Origin of the sequence: Eubacterium maltosivorans (genome assembly GCF_002441855.2) — a bacterium.
GTDB classification, from domain to species: Bacteria; Bacillota; Clostridia; order Eubacteriales; family Eubacteriaceae; genus Eubacterium; species Eubacterium maltosivorans.
Genome location: NZ_CP029487.1, coordinates 3,656,271 through 3,674,457, shown reverse-complemented (window position 1 = coordinate 3,674,457; position 18,187 = coordinate 3,656,271). Strand labels below are relative to the sequence as shown.

Genomic DNA, 18,187 nt, shown 5'->3' with positions numbered 1-18,187 from the left:
AAATTCAAGAGACGAAGCCTTTTACCTAAGGAAGAAAAAAAGCGACAGCGGGCACTGCCTTTACACCTGTATCTTCTTCAATAAAGCAGGCGTCTGATCTCTCCAGTGGCCGGCGTTTCCCTTAAAAGTGGCACGATTCCTGGCCGTTTGCCGCAGCGCCTGGGACTTTTTTTTATCTGGATAAAAGGCCAGTCTCGGACTGCGCCGCTTCTTTAACATTTTGAGGACGTAACGTTTCATGACGCCCTGTCCTTTACCGGTCTACCTTTATCTGCTCTCCTATGGCCACCAGGCAGAGGATACGCTCGGCAACGGGCATACCCGTCAGGTTTGCCAGGGCTTCGGCGTAGAAATTGATCTGGAGACGGTACTGGTCGATGAGCCGCTGCCGGCCGGCTTCACCAAAATAGCGGTCGGTCTTGTAATCTAACAGAATCCATTTTCCGTTTTCCTCAAAGCAGCAGTCGATCATCCCCTGCACCACCAGCGGCGCTTCGGCGTTCTGCCAGTCTGGCAGAACCTTCCTGGGGTCGTACTGATAGTTGAAGGGCACCTCCCGCCGCACGCGGTCAGCAGCCAGCATACGCCTTCCAAGCTCAGATTGGAAAAACCCGCGGATGATCTCAAGATCAATGGTCTCAGCCAGCTCAGGCAACAGCAGTTCTTCATCGATGAGCCGCTGCCGCTCCTCCTCAAGCAGTCTTTCAAAAGCCTCGGTATCCATCGCCACAGCGCGGAGTTTATGAAGCGGCAGGTTCTGCATCATAAAATGCAGCGCTGTCCCCTTTTCTGCTCCGGTAATTTCCCGGGCGTCTGCCATCATAAAGGACGGCAGCGCCACACGTTCGGGGATTTCCGGCACGCCCAGAGCCTCGGCCTGTGTTCTCAGCCGTTTAACCTCGGTGACGGTCATCTTACCCGGCAGCTCCTGCTGCTTTTCAAAGGGATAACGGTAGCTCAGACGGCGGCAGACCTCCTGCCACATGGCCTCCGGGGGTGCCTGCGCCTCCTCGATCAGCTCCCCGACCGTATCCTCCGAGACATGGTGCTTCAGACTCTGCTCAGCCGTATAAAAATAGACATCGTAGCTTGGCAGACTCAGGCGCCGCCGTTTTTCCTCCTCTAGGATTTCCGGCGCGCTGTTTCTTAAAAGCGCCTGCATGATCCAGTCCAAAAGCCCGCCTGCTTTCTTGAGATGGTACAGATCACCGGGGCCTGACCAGGCGGCCAGCTTAGATTCCAGATTTTTGACCATGCCCACCACCACCAGGCTTTCACGGGCGCGGGTCATGGCCACATAGAGCAGGCGCATTTCCTCGGACAGGGTTTCCAGCTCGTTTTTCTCAAGACAGATGTTCTTGGCCAGAGTGGGCATTTTTGCACGCAGCGCCAGATTAACATAATCCGGGCAGATCCCCAGATCCTTGTGAAACAGGATATCCCGGTTCCGGGTGCGCTTGTTGAACAGCTTGCCGGTACCGGACAGGAAAACCACCGGAAACTCCAGCCCCTTGCTTTTGTGGATGGTCATGATGCGCACCACGTTCTCACTCTCACTGAGCACTCCCGGCGGCGACATATCGTACTTGTGCTTTTTCATACGCTCGATAAAACGGATAAAATAGAACAAACCGCGCAGCGTGGAGCGCTTATAGTCTCCGGCGCGCTTTAAAAGCACCCGCAGATTGCTCTGCCGCTGCTCGCCGCCAGGCAGAGCGCCCACAAAATGGTAGTAGCCTGTGTCCAGGTACAGCTTCCACAAAAAATCCTCGATGTCCATCACCCGGGAATCCCACTGCCAGGCATCCAGCCTTTTATAGAAGGCTTTCAGCTTAGCGGCCAGCGCGTCCTCACGCGCGTCCCGGTATTTTTCCGCCGCGGCGTAGTAGCTTCCCTCTTTTTGAAACAGGCGGATCTCTGTGCACGCTTCGGTGTTAAAACCGCCGATGGGTGAGGTCATCACGCTGAGCAGCGGCAGGTCCTGATGGTGGTTGTCGATGAGGTCTAAAAGGTTCATGACCACACCGATTTCCATGGATTCGTAATACTGTTCACCGCCGTCAAAATAGGCGGGAATCCCCAGCTCTGAAAAGATTTTGGCATAGACGTCGCCCCGTCCGGCCACTGAGCGCATGAGCACGCCGATATCGCGGTACTGAAGCAGGCGTTCCTGGCCGGTTTTGGTATCGAAAATGGGCTTGCCTACCCGGCTCTGTATTTCCCTTGCAATAAACCTGGCTTCCAGCTCTACTGCGGGCATCTCGCCCACCATGGGGTCGGTATCCTCATCGGTTTTATTTTCGATGACGTGCACCTGGGTTTTGACATAGGGCCCATCGTTATCCAGTCCTTTGTAAAGCCGTGCCCGTTCGTCGTACTCGATCTCGCCCAGCTCTGGGCTCATAATGGCCTCGAACACGGTGTTGACGCCGTCCACCACGCCCTGGCAGCTTCTGAAATTCTGGCTCAGGGTAATGAGGTCGTTGAGCGCGTCGGTCTCCTGGCCAAAGCGGTGATATTTGCCGATGAAAATCGTGGGGTCGGCCAGACGGAAACGGTAAATACTCTGTTTGACGTCCCCAACCATAAAGTAGTTGTCCTCCCGGACGATCCGCCGGATGATGGCCTCCTGCATATCGTTAGTATCCTGATACTCATCCAGAAACACGTACTCGTACTGCTCGCGCACCTCGGCTGCGATGGCGGGATTCTGTAAAATACGCAGAGTGCTCTGCTCAAGGTCGTTGAAATCCAGCAGGTTTTTTTCGGCCTTTTTAAGCTGATACTTTTTCTGGAAATCCCGGGTCAGCGCCACCAGATCCTCCATGGGTCCCTGCATTTCTGAAAGCTGAGCGAGTGCCTCTGAAAGGTCGAGATTCAGCCGCTTCTGCAGTCCCTGAATAATGCCCTTGGCCTCGTTTCTCAGATCCTTGATGTGGTCGCTGGTCTCGGCGTCGGCCTTTTTATTGCCGCTGTAGCGGGCAAAGCGGATGCCGGAAAGGGCCTTTCTGAAATCGTCGTAGCCCTCCTCCAGCGCGTCGATGGCAAGACCCACAGCGAAGAAGTCCTCCTGAAGCTGGGCGGCGGTTTTCTCAAAGCCCTCATAATCCCTGCACAGGGCATATGCGCTTTCCAGCAGCTCGTAGGCTCCCTCCATATCCGTGCGGATCAGGCTGTCCAGCTCCCGCCCCCAGGGGCTTTTCCAAAAGTCCCTGGCGTCCATCCCAAAATAGGACAGGGCGCGGGCACACCATTTTTCAGAATCTGGCTGTGTCACGAGAAAATAGTGGAAATTTTCCACCAGGCTCTTGAGCTCCCGGTCATCGCGGTTGCTGGTAAACATATCCACCAGACGGCTGAAAGGCGTCTCGCCATCCTCTGGTATCTCCTGGTACTTTTCCTCAAAAAGGGTTTCCAGAGCCTCCTGAACCATGATGGACAGCTCGGTCTCGTTGCCCAGCTTAAATTCGGGGTCGATGCCGCCCTCCTGAAAGTAGTCCTTCACCAGACGGCTGCAGAAGGCATGGAGGGTGGAGATGGAGGCAGCGCCCAGACGGCTGATCTGCGCGATGACAAAATCCGAATCCACGTCCTCCCTCTCAAGCTCTGCCATGAGGGCGGCGCTCAGCCGCTCCTTCATTTCCGCCGCCGCCGATCTTGTAAAGGTGAGTACCAGCAGGGCGTCCACGCTGGTCTTTTCCTCCACCACAATACGGCGGATACGCTCAATGAGCAGCGCGGTTTTTCCCGAACCGGCCGCCGCCGATACCAGCAGGTTTTTCTTTCTGGTCTCAATGGCTCTCAGCTGATCCTCAGTCCATTTCATTGTCTTTGCCTCCTTCCTTTATTTTTTGGATAAATTCATCCCGCGGAATACTGGTGCGCAATACGTCGTAGGACGCCTTGCCGATGCTTTCGTCAAACTGGCAGATCCCCTTGTAAGGGCAATACTCACAGCCGGTTTCCTTTCCCTTTTTATAGGGGCGGACCGCGATATCGCCGCCCAGTATTTTTTCGGTCATCTCGATGATCACACGCTTCACATAGCTGAGCAGATCCTCAAACTCATCCCGGCTCAGCCTGGAGTTGCGGGCCTTCAGGCTAATGACCTCCGAATCTTTATCGGCCTCTGCGTCCATAGCTTTGGTAAAACGGGGATCATCCAGATAGATGCCATTAAGCTTAAAAGAATCGTTGAGCGCCGCGGTCAGCGTTTCCGGATCCAGCTTATCTACCTGGAGCATGGGATCGTCCACGTGAAAATAGAAGGTGCCGCCCGGTATCAGGTTATCGCCCTCCAGAATCTCAAGCCCGGCCTCCATGTAGACGGCCAGCTGGAGCGACAGGCCGTAATAAATCTCTGCCAGATTCAGAGACTTGTTGCCGGATTTGTAGTCGATGACCTTCACAAAGGTATCGCCCTCGCGCTCATAAACATCGATGCGGTCAATCACACCGCGCACTTTGACGGTCTCATCAAAGCTCGGCAGCTCTAAAATCTGGCTGAACTGCCGCTCGCTGTATTTAAAGTCAAAGTCCCCGCGGCGCATATGATCCACCAGCACGCGGACGGTGCGCTTGCTTACCCGGCGCAGCTTGCGGCCAAGGTACTGGTACTGGCCCGTGCTGTTAAACACCTGATGTCTTACCTGTGGCAGGGTTTCGTCCAGAATGGCGTCCACCATGGCATCGGTCTTTTCCTGACTCAGGTCCCTGACGGAAACCTGCTCACGCTCGGCCTCCTTATAGACCGCATCAATGAGCTGATGGAGCACAGTGCCAATGTCTGGCGGCTCCACCTCGTACGCCTGTCTGGGCACTGGCCTCAGGCCATATTCCACATAGTGGGAGAATGGGCATTTCCGATAGAGCTCCAGACGCGACACGCTGGCCTGAATGGGCGGCTCAAAAAGCCGGATGGCCTGCCCCTGGCTCAGATGGTCGTCGACGCCCTCGTAATCCAAGGCCTCCTGTATCTGCCGGAAGGCTGTGTGATAATGAGCGTCCTGATCGTACCATTTACCGACAGTCTGCCAGAGACGCTTTGTCTCCTCAGGCATGGCCGGTCCCTTTCCGTAGCGCAGCTCACGCAGATGGTCGATGAGGCTGCCCATGGTTCCCCCCGGGGTTGCCACGGCTTCCCATTCCTTTGAGAGCGTGTCTTCCAGCGCGCTTTCGATGGTCAGCTTTGGAAAAACGGCCTGTATCCTGGGAATTAGCGGAGATACCGGAATGGTGCCGCCCTCGGCGTCGGCCATGGCATAGGACAGGTACAGATAATCGCTCGGCGCCGCGAAGAGGCTGTAGAGCAGAAAATCCTCCTGGGCCCGCCTGAAATCGCTGTTGTTCTGGAGCTCCATCTCCCGTTTTCGCAGCTGGTCCCGTTCACGCTCCGATAAAAGGTTAAAGGATGGGCTGTTCCCCGGAATAACACCCTCGTTCATGCCAAAGACCAGCAGGGCTTTCATCTGGGAATGGCGGCTTCGCATCAGGTCTGTGATATTGACCACATCCTGGCGGCTGGGAATCACTCCCACGGTGTAGGACTGGAATCCCCCGCTCAGTACAGAAATGTACTCTTCCAGGGTGGTGCTTTCACCGCCCATAGTGCTGTTGATCTGGTCAAACACCTCCATGAGGATGTTCCAGATCTGGTTGTACAGGCCCATGCTGTCAAAATCGCCCCGCTCACGCAGCGCCTCACTCAGGCCGTCAATGGTCTCAGGCGCCTTGATATCCTCTAAAAAACGCACCAGGCTTTTTGTTTTATCCGCATAGGTTCTGGCTTTTCTCAGGCTTTTGCGCAGGGCCATAAAGGGCGCCATGAGCCGCTCGCGGCTCGCGTTCAGCGCTTCCAACGACACCGCCTCATCTGCGCTTGGGCGCTCAAAGGGCTTTTCCCAGGCGCTACCGCGGATGCCAAACTCGATCACATAATTCTCAAGCTCCTGAGCCTCCTCTGGCGTAATGGGCGCAAACCCGGTTTTGACAAAGGTAAAAATATCCTCGTAGGCATAGTGGCTTCTGTTGCTCTCAAGGGCTGCCAGCACAGCCTCCAGAAAGTTGTTCTCGGTGACCTTCTTAACATCGTCCATGAAAAAGGGGATGCCATACTCCGAAAAGGCCCGTTTGATGGAGCCGCCGTAGGTTTCCATATCACCTGCCAGCACCACAATGTCCTGATAGCGGAAGCCCCGCTCACGCACCAGCGCAACGATTTTCTGAGCGCCCTTTTCCACCTCGTTCCAGATATTTTTACACTGAACCACCGCCAGATCATCTGGCTTCTGCCCATAGGGAGCCGGCCGCAGTGCAAAGAGATTGCGCTCCAGATGGTCCAATCCTGAAACCGCTGGCCGCACTGTTGTTTCCAGGTTAACGATCTCCGCTTCAAAGCCCAGATCGATGGCCATTTTCTCGATCCGCTTCAGCGTCTCGCCCGGCACGTAAAAGGCCGACGCGTCCGGCGCGTTCTTATCCGGGTCCAGGGTCAGCGTCATGGTCACACAGTCTGCCTTGGCTGCCAAGGCCTCGATGATCCGGAAATCCTGACCAGAGAATGTGTGGAATCCGTCGATCCAGATCAGAGAACGCTCCAGATAATCGGATTTTGGGATCTGGGCGCACAGAAGCTTTGCCCGGTCATCATCATCAATCCGGTCATGGGACAAAAGCGCTGCGTAGGCGCTGTAGATTTTCCGGATATCCTTCAGCTTCTGGCTGAGAATCCGGCCTTCTCCTACCTCGGCCTCAGCTGCCTCCAGAGCCTCTGGCGTGATCTCACTCTGCTTGAGTTCGCTGATAAACGCGCAGATATTTTCCAAAAAGCCCAGCCTGCCCGCGCTTTTTCCGTAAACCGTCAGGTCCTTCTGTACCTCTCGAATGCTCTTCTGCAAAAGCATCTGCTTACCATGTTCATCCACAAAAGTTTTGGCAATGCCGCCCACCTCGCTGAGAATCCGGTATTCCAGACGCTTAAAGCTGAGCACATCCGCGCCCAGAAGCCCCGGCAGGCGGTTGTAGGCCATGAGCTCCCGCTCCGCTCCCAGGGTAAACTGCTCCGGCACCAGCAGGTACATTTTGCTCCTGCCCCGCTGCAGCCGGGCGCCGATCTCCTCATAAATATAGTCACTTTTATTGATATGCAGACGGCCTTCACGGCCGATAATCACTCTAATTCGCACTTTGCACCTCCGCGCAGTCAATTTTACAGGTGGCCTTATTATACCATTTTAAGATTAGGGATATCCTAAAAAATCCCGGGAGCTAACTTTTCGTTACGCCCCCGGGAGTCCGTTCTATTTTCTAATGCTTACAAATTTCTTTCCGGTGTCCCACATTTAAAACAAGAATGGTGATGGTCTGCTCTGAAATCTCGCAGACCAGGCGGTAATCGCCGATACGGTAACGCCACTGCCCGCTTCGGTTCGCGCTGAGACTCTTGCCGTACTGATAGGGGTTGGCGCAGCCTTCAAGATTTTTTCTTAACCAGCCTGTAATTAAAAGCGCAGTATGTCTGTCAAGCTTTTTCAGGCTTTTTTTCGCCTTTTCAGTTAAAACGACATGATATTTCTCAGCCAATTTCCAGCTCTCTTTCCACTTCGTCCAAGGTGTAGGTCACCGGATTTTCTTTATATTCCGCCATGGCCTCATAATAAACCTTTAAATCAAACTCGTCCTCAATCTTTTCCATGACCGCCTGACGAATGGCCTCGGAAACCGACAGGTTCTTCATCTGCGCATAGTTTCGAATCAACGCCTCATCCTCTTTATTTAATCTTACGGATACTGCCATTGTGCTTCACCCCTTTCTTGTAATACATTGTATTACGATCGATGATCTTTATCAAGATAACTTAAGCCTTTTAACCCAAAACGCCATTCTGTGGCAGTCCGTTTCGAAATAAGTTGACATCGTTTAAAAAATCCGATACAATGAGAAAAAGAATACATTAGGATTGTGCAGATGAGATAAATCCGTGTTGCAGCCTTGCTCAAGAGAGGCAGGGTGTGATGCGGATTTTTTGTATTCATTTTATGGAGGAGCTAAAATTGTCAAACCTGCAAACACCCCTGCCAGCTGTTATTCCGGCTATTTCCAATACTGCCGACCTCGTGGCCTTTCTGGACAGCTACGCGGATCCCTGGGTCATGGTAAAACTTGGCGATATCAACACATTGCCCAATATCGTGCGCCGCGTTCATGAAAAGCACAAAAAAATTATTGTGCATCATGATTCCATAAACGGCCTGAGCCCAGACCGTAGCGGTATCCGTTACCTTGCAAACATCGGTGTCGACGCTGTAAACACAACCAGGCTTCACTGTATCAGCACCATACAAAATGAAAAAATGCTGGCTGTTTTAGGGCTTTTTATCATTGACAGCAGCGCAGTCGCCAGCGCGGTGCGCGCGGTAAATGAAAACACACCCGATTTTGCTCTGCTAATGCCTTCTTCTCTGCCGGAGCGCATTATCAGAAAGATAAAATCAGAAACCGGCTGTCCTCTGCTCGGCGGAGGACTCTGCGCCAGCGCCGGAGAGCTGAACCTGCTCTTAAAGGCTGGTCTGGAAGGCGTTACCACCAGTGAAAAAGCACTGTGGCATAACCAACAAAAGGAGGACTAAAAAAATGAATGATCTGGCTCTTACCTGTGGAAACATCATTACCATGGATACGCACCGCCCCTTCTGTGAGGCGGTTCTCATTAAAAATGGTAAGATTACCGCCGCCGGCCGTTCCGAGGATGTCAGGCGACTGGCTGGAGAGCGGCATATTAACTGCGTTGACTTAAAAGGAAAAACCGCCGTACCCGGGCTCCACGACTGCCATGTGCACGTCATGGGCACTGGCCTCAACGCCATCGGCATCGACCTGTACGACTGTGCTTCCATCGCCGACGTGTTTGATAAAATCCGGGAAGCCTCAGAGGACGGGGCTTCCGGGTGGGTTTACTGCACCCGGCTCGATGAATCCCGCCTGGCTGAGAAACGGCCGCCGACCGCAGCCGAAATTGACGCGGTTGTCCCAGACCGCGGCGTCTACATTGTGGACCGCGGACTGCACTACACACTGGTCAATACCCTGGCCTTTAACGAAATTGGTTTTGACGGAACCGAACACGGCCTGGTAAAAGACGCATCTGGCCACGTTACCGGACGGCTGCACGACAAAGCTAACGGCAAAGCCCGCTCCTATTTCTATGAGAAAATGACCGATGCCCAGCGGGCGGATATGCTAAACCACACAGCCTCAGAGGCGGTCAAAATGGGGATCACCACCATTCACGCCATGGAGGGCGGCGATATGTTTTCGGATAAAGATATTCCTGTTTTTCTTGAAAACCAGCGCCACTTTCCCCTCGATATCCGCCTCTACTGGGATACCGAAAACATCCAGAATATTCTGGACCACCATCTGCCGGTTGTCGGAACCGACCTTTTGCTGGACGGCTCCATCGGCTCCCGAACCGCGGCCTTCATGCAGCCTTATACCGACGCCCCGGATACCTGTGGCGAAATCTATTTTACTGAGGATTTTGTGGTCAACCACATCACAAACGCCCATAAAAACCACCTTCAGGCCGGTTTTCACGCCATTGGCCAGCGCGCCGTCACCTTTGTGCTGGACTGCCTGGAAAAATCGCTGGCGCTGTACCCATGCACAGGCCACCGCTTCCGCATCGAGCATTTTGGATTTCCAGACGCCCGCGATATCGAGCGCGCCGCCCGGCTTGGCGTTGTAATCTCAACCCAGCCTTCCTTTACCTATCTGCGGGGCGGCCCTGGCAGCGTCTATAACCTTCGCCTTGGAGATGATCGCGAGCGCCGGGGCTATCCGCTTTCCGCTTTTGTGAAAGCCGGCATTCCCGTGGGGGGCGGCTCCGATTCTGGCGTCACCCCCATGGACCCTGTCTTAGGCCTCCACGCGGCTGTCAACCAGTCCTATTCCGAAAACAGTGTGGATATCCAGAGCGCACTGCGGATGTTCACCCTTGATGCCGCCTACTGTGCCTTTGAGGAAGACCAAAAGGGCAGTATCACACCCGGAAAGCTGGGAGATCTCACTATTCTGTCTGGAGACCCTTACACCACAGCCTCTGATAAGCTCAAGGATCTCGAGGTCTGTATGACCATTAAAAACGGAAAAATTGTTTATCAAAAATAAAGGAGACGATCATGAAAAAGTATATTTTAGGTATTGACCAGGGAACCACCGGCACACGCGCCATCATTTTTGACCAGGATGTCAATATTATTTCCTCAGCCTACAGCGAATTCACTCAGTATTTTCCACAGCCTGGCTGGGTAGAGCATGACGCCATGGAAATTTATGAAATCACCCTGAAAATGATGCGGCAGGCCATTTCAGAGGCGCACCTCAAGCCCGAAAACATCGCGGGCATCGGCATTACCAACCAGCGTGAGACCACTGTATTCTGGGATAAGAACACTGGAATCCCCGCAGACCGCGCCATTGTCTGGCAGGACCGGCGCACCCTGCCGATCTGTGAGGCCCTGATCGAAAAAGATGGGCCGGCCATTGAAGACCGCACAGGCGTCACCATCATCCCCAACGACTCCGCCACCAAAATCCACTGGCAGCTGAAGAATAACCCTGAAATCCGCAAGGGTGTGGACGAAGGCCGGCTTATTTACGGAACCATTGATTCCTGGCTTACCTGGAAGCTGTCTGGCGGCAGGGTGCATGTGACCGATCCGTCAAACAGCGCGGTCACCCTGCTTCAAAACGCCAGAACCCTTGATTATGACGAAGGCATCCTGAACGAACTGGAAATCCCACGAAGCATTCTTCCGGAAATCCGCAGCACCAGCGAAATCTATACCGCCACCGATCCAGCGCTGTTTGACGGCGTTGAAATCCCCATCGCCGGGCTCATCGGCGACCAGCAGGGCGCGACGCTGGGCCAGGCCTGCTTTGAAAAGGGCATGGCTAAAAACACCTATGGCACCGGCTCCTTTATTCTGATGAATACCGGCGACGAGTACATCCCGCCATCGGACGGGATTTTCTCCCCTGTGCTGTGGTCCATTGGCGGAAAGGTTGACTATGGGCTGGAGGGCCTGGTAGATGTCTCTGGCGCCGCAATCCAGTGGCTGCGGGACGGCCTCAACATTATTGAAAAGAGCGGCGAAGCCGAGATGCTTGCCAGACAGGTGAACGACACAGCCGGCGTCTACTTTGTCCCGGCTTTTGTGGGCTTGGGCGCACCTTATTTCGATTCCTACGCCAGAGGCACCATCATCGGCATATCCCGCGGCACCACCAAGCACCACATCGCCAGAGCCGCCCTGGAATCCATGGCTTTTCAGGTGAGAGACGCCTTTAAGGTCATGGAGCGCAAAGCCGGCATTCCGCTTAAAAAGCTCCGAGCCGACGGCGGCGGCGCCAAAAGCGATTTTATGCTTCAGTTCCAGGCCGACATTTTGGGGATTCCCGTTGAACGGCCCGTCATTACAGAAACCACTTGCCTCGGCGCTGCCTACTCCGCCGGACTGGCGGTTGGCTATTGGGATTCCATCGAGGAAATTTCCAAATTCTGGAAAATCGACCGCAGCTTTGAGCCTGCGATCTCAGACGAAGAACGCGAAGAACGCTGCTTTAACTGGAACCGCGCCATTGAACGCGCGGGCGGCTGGCTGAAACGATAAACAGCAAAAAATGCCGGGATGTAACGAAAGGCTACGTCCCGGCATTTGTTCTCTCAAAAATAATTTTGCTCTTATCGCCATCAAAATTTGGTTTGAACGGACCAATGACAATGTACTCCACGTTTTCTCCGGTGGGACATTCAATGGTCAGCGCGCACTCCCTCTCATCACCGTTGACGAAAAAGGTGCTGTCGCCGTAGTCCCGTCCATCCCCGCCCACTGCGGTGATCTCCGCCTGATCAAAGAAAGCCCGGGCCTGGGCCAGCTCACACGCCATGGTTATTCTCAGACAATCGTCATAGATACCGCGGCCGGTTTTCTGTCCCTCCACAGCCATCATACCGCTGAACCGGACCGCACCGCCGGTGTTTAAGGTATAGGTCTTATGCGTGTCTGCCACCGCGGCGTTAAAACGCTCCGCAGTCTTCTCCAAATCACTCTGTACCGTTGTACTGCCGCCGCAGCCGCCCAGAATAATGATGAAAAGCAGCACAACGGCAGCCAGGAGGCCCTGTTTTCTCCCCATGATTTTTTCCTTCTTTCAGCCATTTTTATTCATTCTATAATAGAAAAACGCCCAAATCAATACAGCTGTTTTGATTTTACCATAATAGCGCCTTATTTACGGTTTTCATACAGGATACCGCCAATGTTCGGACCTTTCTTACTCACAGCCCGTTCCGCTTCAGCCATTCAAGCTCCACCTGCCGGGCTTCCCGCATGCGGTTTCGTATGGTTTTATCCCTGTAGGGCACAGCAATGACCGCGCCGCCGTGGTAGCTGATCTGGCGGTCGAAACAGCCGCTTTCCGGCTCTTTCATTGATTGAAAACCGGTTGACAAACAACGGACCCTCTTTCCGCTCAAATACCATGAACGACAGACTGGGCCGGATGACAATCGGCAGCATGATTTTGGTTTCATTTTCAAGGGCCAGGACCTCCCGGGCCATCCGCTTGCAGTGCGGAACACTGACCATCAGGTGGGTTAAAATCATTTCATAAAAGCTTTCCAGATGGCCGTCAAAGAAAAGCTGACCGCCGTCCGTAAAGGTGACGCGCACCCGGCTCTGCGGATAGCCCTCCACCTCCTCGTAACAGGCAATCGGCCTTTCCAGAATGGCCGCGCACACTTCATAGCTTAGTTTTTGCTTCATGTTCTTTACTCCTTTGCATTGTTAAAGTATTAACGGTAAAAAAAGAAACTGAAGGCGCGCAGCCTTCAGTTTCCGGGTGGAATGACTTAGTATCCCGATGGGTTATTTGGTTTGTTTGCGCTTAATGCTGAAAATTGCCAGAGCACAGAGTGCTGTGACCGTGCACATTACCAGCAGGGTGCTGATTTTTTCCTGATTCGTCAAGGATGTGCTCGGATTTGAGCTGTTGTTTTTGGCCGCTGTCTGAACCGTCGTATCTGTCTTTGTGCCATTATTACCAGACGGATTGTTATTTTCTGGTTCCACCGTCGGCGTTGTTGGTTCTACCGGCGTTGGTTCTTCTTTTTTCGTGACGGTTACGGTACATTCAGCGGTTTTATTGCCGTCCTCTGTGGTGACGGTGATGGTGGCTTTTCCTTCACCTACAGCGGTGACCACGCCGCCTTTAACCGTCGCTACTTTTTCATCGCTGCTTGTCCAGCTCACGTTTTTGTTGGTGGCGTTTTCTGGGGTGATGGTGGCTGTTAGTTGAACCGCTTCACTTGTTTTTAAATTGGCTTCTTTTATATTCAATTCAATTTTTTCAATGTTTACAATCTGAATTTCCGATTCACTTACTGTAATCCTGCATTTATCCGAAATTTGACTCTTTTCATCCATTACTGTGATTTCTGCGCTGCCTTCGGACACCGCCAATACATTTCCGTTATTATCAACAGTCGCCACATTTTCGTTATCACTTGTCCATTTAAACGTTAAAGCAGTCCCTTCAAGTGGATAAGTGGTCATTTTCAAACACGCTTTTTCTCCCACTTTCATTAAAAGTTCTCGATCATTAATTTCCAGTCCCTCTAATTCAAGCATTTCTTTATCAATAATAACGCCAGCGCCTTCTAAATGGTTTATAACCTTGCTGTTTTCCTCTGTGTCCTGTATCGGATTTTCACTAATATTAATACTTTTCAAGTTTTTTGCGATGGCTTCGATGCCTGACAGACGCTCAATGTTATTATTTTTTACATTCAAATCTTCAAGTAAAACCATATTTGCAAAAATTGTCAAATTGTCTAAACTGTTCCCAGCTACATTCAAGTATTTCAAATTCTTAAGTTCTGCGATAGAACCAAGCATTTCATTTCGCAGTCCGCACTCTGCTATTTCCAATTCTTCGAGCAACGTATAATTTTTTATAAAGTCTAAATTTGATGGTATTGTTTCAGAGATATTAAGACTTTTAAGCTGCTTAAAAGCAGAAATAGGCAAATAATTTTCAATCTCTTGTTGACTACAGTTTAAATATTCCATATTAGTCAAAGCCATAAGCTCATTAATTTCTTTTATAAAATTTCCACCAATATTTAATATCTTCAATTGTGGGCATCTCTCAATTCCCGCGATACTGCTTAGTTGATTGTTTTCTGCATTCAGCGCTTCCAGATCTATTGCTTTTGTGATTCCTGTCAAATCCGTTATTTGATTATTTCCTATGTTCAGAATTTTCAACGGACATTCACTCAATTCCAGATGATCCAGAGAATTATAAGAGATCTCCATATGATTTAAACGGGTGGATTGATCAAGCTTCAAGGAACCGGTCAATCCACTGTTGTCAGCCTGCAAAATTTCCAAGTTATACAGCTCACCTAAAACGCTGATATCTGAATGATTAAACGCATTTTCACTTATTTTTAAATTTTTTATTTTTGATAGTTTTGCTAAAAAGGACAAATCCTTCAAATAGTTGGAAGATACGTCCAGGGTTTCTAATTGGGTTAGCTCCGCTAATGAACTGGCATCTTCACATCCTGTATACGAAGCTAAAAGACAGACGAGATTTTTCAGTGACTGAACCGCCATTAAATCCCCCACAAGATTTGCTCGAATATCCAATACACGAAGTTCTTTTAAACCGGATATTGGTGAAAGGTCTGTCACTTCGTTGCCAGAGAGCTGAAGAATGCGTAAATTTTTTGCGTTTTCCAACCCTTTAAGACTTTTTATTCCTTTATTGTCCAACGCTAAGGACTCAATTTTTTCTATATCGGATACTGTTAAGGTGGTCTTTCCAGTCACTTGCTTAACTGCCCTTTCAAGGTTAGCATCCTCGAAGGACACGTTTTTATCAGAAAATTTATTTCCTTCAATCACGGTTTCTTCTTTGCTTAGAGATTCTTCAATATGCTGCGCCTCGAAAGCGGCAGCCTTTTCAAAAGCATCACCCGTTTTATAGGACTGTGCTGTACTCTTCTTAACTGCTTTAATCTGGTTTTCCTTAGTATGTTCAATCCATTCAATCTTTTTTCCCGCATATAGTTTAACAAAATAATCGGTCATTTTATCAACAATATTGCTGCTGAAGCTGATTTCATCTGTTTCTATTCCAAGAAGCGTCTTAACGATTGCTCTCTTTTCATTTTCAGCAAAAACGGCTATATCTTTTTTAAACTGCGGCATATCATAGTTCGCGCCCGTACACAGTGTTCCTTTTTCACCGTCTATCTCATAGCTCACCATACCAAAAGAAGCCTTTCCAACCCCGTATTGGCCTTCCTGTGCCTTTAGATATATCTTTTTCCCACCAATATTAATCGCACATGTATTTGTACGGTTTGTATATGAAACCCCCTGAATATTAAGGCTTACCGCTGTAGCAGGTTCTGACATCATCCAAATTTTAGCGATATTGATCACATCATCGCGCTGTTGTTTTGTCAGCTTATTTGTAAAATTATGATTAAACAGCGTTTGATTTGTAGAATTAACAAGCTTAATAAGCGCGCTTTTATAAACCGACTGTGTCAAATTTAAGCTGGATTTAATCAATGGCAGAACGTAAGTTTTATCCAAGGTCATCTTTTCCAGATTTCCGTTAATGGCTTTATTGATTTTAAAACGATCGAGAATTTCAGAATCAACCGCTAAATTTGATAAATAGGATTCCGTATTTTTTTCAAAATCAATGCTCTGTCTGCCATCGCTGAATTCACTCTTGTATAAAATCAAACGATGCGCAGCAGAAGGTGTGAAATTAGAATTGCTTTTCCGGGCAAACAAATCAAACCAACTGCCTTTTTTCTGTGTGAAATTGCGCCCTACATATAAATCCCCCTCAAGTTTAGAGGAATCTTTATAGGATTCCATTTTAAAATCTCGCCCAGCCTTTACAACCGCTTTATCCTTCTGGCTGTTAACCGTTTTATAAATCGCGTTTTTACGAATACTGATGTCCCTGAAAACTAACAGCTCACCGCCATTAACCGTGACACTGCCATTATCATAAACCTCCAGATCGCCACCTTCAATATATAAACGGCCTCCGGTTTCGATAACCAAAGCGCCATTATTGCCAATTTTCATATCTCCTCGGACTGTAACAGAGACCCCGCTTGAGACTCTCATAGGGTTGGAGCTGTTATTAATCAGCATCTGATCGCCATCAATTGTTTCATTTTTTGTAAAAGTCTTTCCCGGTTGATGCCCTGAAATTGCTGAATCGTCTGATGTGCCTTCAACAATGATCGTCATACTGGCAGAATGCTGGCCTGTTTCATCTGTCGCTGTAATCATCGCTGTCCCGGCTTTCGCTGCTTTTACAAGACCTGAAGCGTCTACTGTCGCAATCTCTGTATTTGACGTTGTCCAATTCAAAGCATCCACAGCGCCTTCTGGCTCAAAGGAAGGTAGAATTTTAGAGCTTTCGCCTGCCCTCATTGCTTTATAATCTGACGAGAACACAATCTTTGTAATTTCCAGTGATTCATCCGGTAAGCCCATTTCAGCTAAGGTTGCGGACTGGCCGTTTCTTTTATCCGGGCCAATATCTTCGGTTGGCACTTTACCATTAATGGTCATTGTGTTTAATGCCATATTGTTTTTAAATTCGAGAGGATTTGCATCTCCAATAATTCTTCCTAAATAAACCTTTTCTTCTGGCGGATATTCGATCTTTTTACAGGCGTTCTTACAATCTATCACATTATGATTAACATTATATCCAACAATTCCACCGACACTTGGTGATCGGCTTAAATCGCCAAGTTTTCCTGTTATATTGGCCTTATTGATACAACTGCTAATAAAACCAACCTCAGAATTCGTATAGGCTGTGCAACTGGCGACAATGCCGCCGATATTTGTATTAACACCATCTAAAGCGCCGTTGTTTGTACAGCCTAAAATCTGGTTTGGCGCTCTTGTATCCCCGCTTATCCCCGCAAGATTTCCCGCCACTTTGCTTGAAATTTTACCATTGTTGAGGCAATCTATTGTTTTATTAGAGGCATAAGAATAACGAGTCAAGCCAATAATGCCTGCAACATCAGCCCATTGACTGTCCGGGTCGATACTGGTTATCCGGTCACTGTCAACGGATATATTGACATCATTGGTACAGCTTTCTGCTGATTTCGCCTGACCCGCAATGCCTCCAATACTGTTGTCGGAATCGGTATCTCCGACATCAATGACCATAGCACCCGATACATGACAATTTATCAGTCTTGTTTGATCTCCCTCTCCAACAATTCCGCCGATGGCGGTATGGTATAGCAAATAGTCTTCGGGATCATTTTTTCCTGGAATTGCACCTGTAATATTGCAGTTCATCACCTCAATATTTTTCAAATAATTATCATTATTACCATAAGCATTATATATATTTCCAAATAATCCCGCATACACGTGCAGCGTTGGGGGATAAGGATCTGAATTCGGATAAACTGTGATACAGCTTTCGATCATTATTTTCATATTATCGATGACGCAGCCGTTCCCATCATAACTCCCCTTAAACGGGCTGTCGCCGTTTCCAATCGGCATCCAGCTGTCATAGCCTGATAAATCAATGTCCTGCGTTTGGATATAATAATGACTTTCCGTGTCATAGCGAAGGCTGTCAAGCTGCTCAGCGGTTGCTATCTGATATGGATTTTCGATACTGCCGTCGCCGCCGGCTGTTTGCAGCTCACCTTCTGCCATACGCAGATTTGATGTCCGGGGCTCAGCGCTCTCCGTAGGCTCATCATGTTCCTTCCTTTGCACTTCACCGCCGCTCTCAGCAATCACAGCTTCTGTTAAAGCGCTTTCTGTATCTTTTGGCTGCTTGTCAGTACTGGGGTTGTCCGCTTCCGAATTTTCTTTTAAAGCCTCTGCTTCGTTTAAAACAGGGGCTTCGGTACTTTGTTCGATGTTTGCTTCTTCGGCTGTTTTTGCAAAAGCTTGAATCGGCAGTGCTGTAAAGCAAAGCTGCAAAGCAAGGAATACTGAAAAAATTTTCTCTAACGTTTTCATTTATTTTTTCCTTTTTCACGATAAATATTAGGACTTTGCCAAAACGAAACTTTCATAAACCGTTTCGGCA

10 protein-coding genes are annotated in these 18,187 nt (G+C 49.9%); 3 read left to right on the top strand and 7 right to left on the bottom strand.

Annotation, left to right across the window (positions count from 1 at the left end; translation table 11 throughout):
• Positions 1-253 precede the first annotated feature (253 nt).
• The 4 genes from addA to relB form a co-directional block, all read right to left on the bottom strand.
• A complete protein-coding gene (gene addA / locus CPZ25_RS16970) occupies positions 254-3,826 on the bottom strand; it encodes a helicase-exonuclease AddAB subunit AddA (protein WP_096920098.1) in 3,573 nt (1,190 codons plus the stop codon).
• Positions 3,813-7,184 (bottom strand): PD-(D/E)XK nuclease family protein, encoded by a 3,372-nt coding sequence (locus CPZ25_RS16965; RefSeq protein ID WP_096920099.1) that lies wholly within the window; start codon positions 7,182-7,184, stop codon positions 3,813-3,815. Before CPZ25_RS16965 ends, addA begins: the two co-directional genes overlap by 14 nt.
• A 121-nt stretch (positions 7,185-7,305) precedes the next feature.
• Complete coding sequence (locus CPZ25_RS16960; RefSeq protein WP_058695706.1) at positions 7,306-7,581, bottom strand: type II toxin-antitoxin system RelE family toxin; 276 nt, start codon at positions 7,579-7,581, stop codon at positions 7,306-7,308.
• Positions 7,574-7,795, bottom strand: a complete 222-nt coding sequence (relB, locus tag CPZ25_RS16955; protein ID WP_096920100.1) for a type II toxin-antitoxin system RelB family antitoxin — start codon at positions 7,793-7,795, stop codon at positions 7,574-7,576. Before relB ends, CPZ25_RS16960 begins: the two co-directional genes overlap by 8 nt.
• Positions 7,796-8,052: 257 nt before the next feature.
• On the opposite strand from relB, the gene CPZ25_RS16950 reads away from it, so the two are divergent.
• From CPZ25_RS16950 to glpK, 3 genes are read left to right on the top strand one after another with little or no spacing between them, the layout of a single operon-like run.
• A complete protein-coding gene (locus tag CPZ25_RS16950; RefSeq protein WP_167495262.1) occupies positions 8,053-8,628 on the top strand; it encodes a glycerol-3-phosphate responsive antiterminator in 576 nt (191 codons plus the stop codon).
• Between the two features lie 4 nt (positions 8,629-8,632).
• Complete coding sequence (locus tag CPZ25_RS16945; RefSeq protein ID WP_096920102.1) at positions 8,633-10,168, top strand: amidohydrolase; 1,536 nt, start codon at positions 8,633-8,635, stop codon at positions 10,166-10,168.
• Positions 10,169-10,179: 11 nt separating this feature from the next.
• Positions 10,180-11,673 carry a glycerol kinase GlpK gene (gene glpK, locus CPZ25_RS16940; RefSeq protein ID WP_096920103.1) on the top strand — a complete coding sequence of 498 codons (1,494 nt, stop codon included), beginning with the start codon at positions 10,180-10,182 and terminating at the stop codon, positions 11,671-11,673.
• 31 nt (positions 11,674-11,704) lie between these two features.
• Here glpK and CPZ25_RS16935 read toward each other — a convergent pair whose 3' ends face one another.
• From CPZ25_RS16935 to CPZ25_RS16925, 3 genes are all read right to left on the bottom strand, one after another.
• Positions 11,705-12,199 (bottom strand): hypothetical protein, encoded by a 495-nt coding sequence (locus tag CPZ25_RS16935; RefSeq protein ID WP_096920104.1) that lies wholly within the window; start codon positions 12,197-12,199, stop codon positions 11,705-11,707.
• 212 nt (positions 12,200-12,411) lie between these two features.
• Positions 12,412-12,828: a hypothetical protein gene (locus CPZ25_RS16930; protein ID WP_096920105.1), complete on the bottom strand. Its 417-nt coding sequence runs from the start codon at positions 12,826-12,828 to the stop codon at positions 12,412-12,414.
• A gap of 102 nt (positions 12,829-12,930) precedes the next feature.
• Complete coding sequence (locus CPZ25_RS16925; protein WP_096920106.1) at positions 12,931-18,117, bottom strand: Ig-like domain-containing protein; 5,187 nt, start codon at positions 18,115-18,117, stop codon at positions 12,931-12,933.
• Between the last annotated feature and the right edge of the window lie 70 nt (positions 18,118-18,187).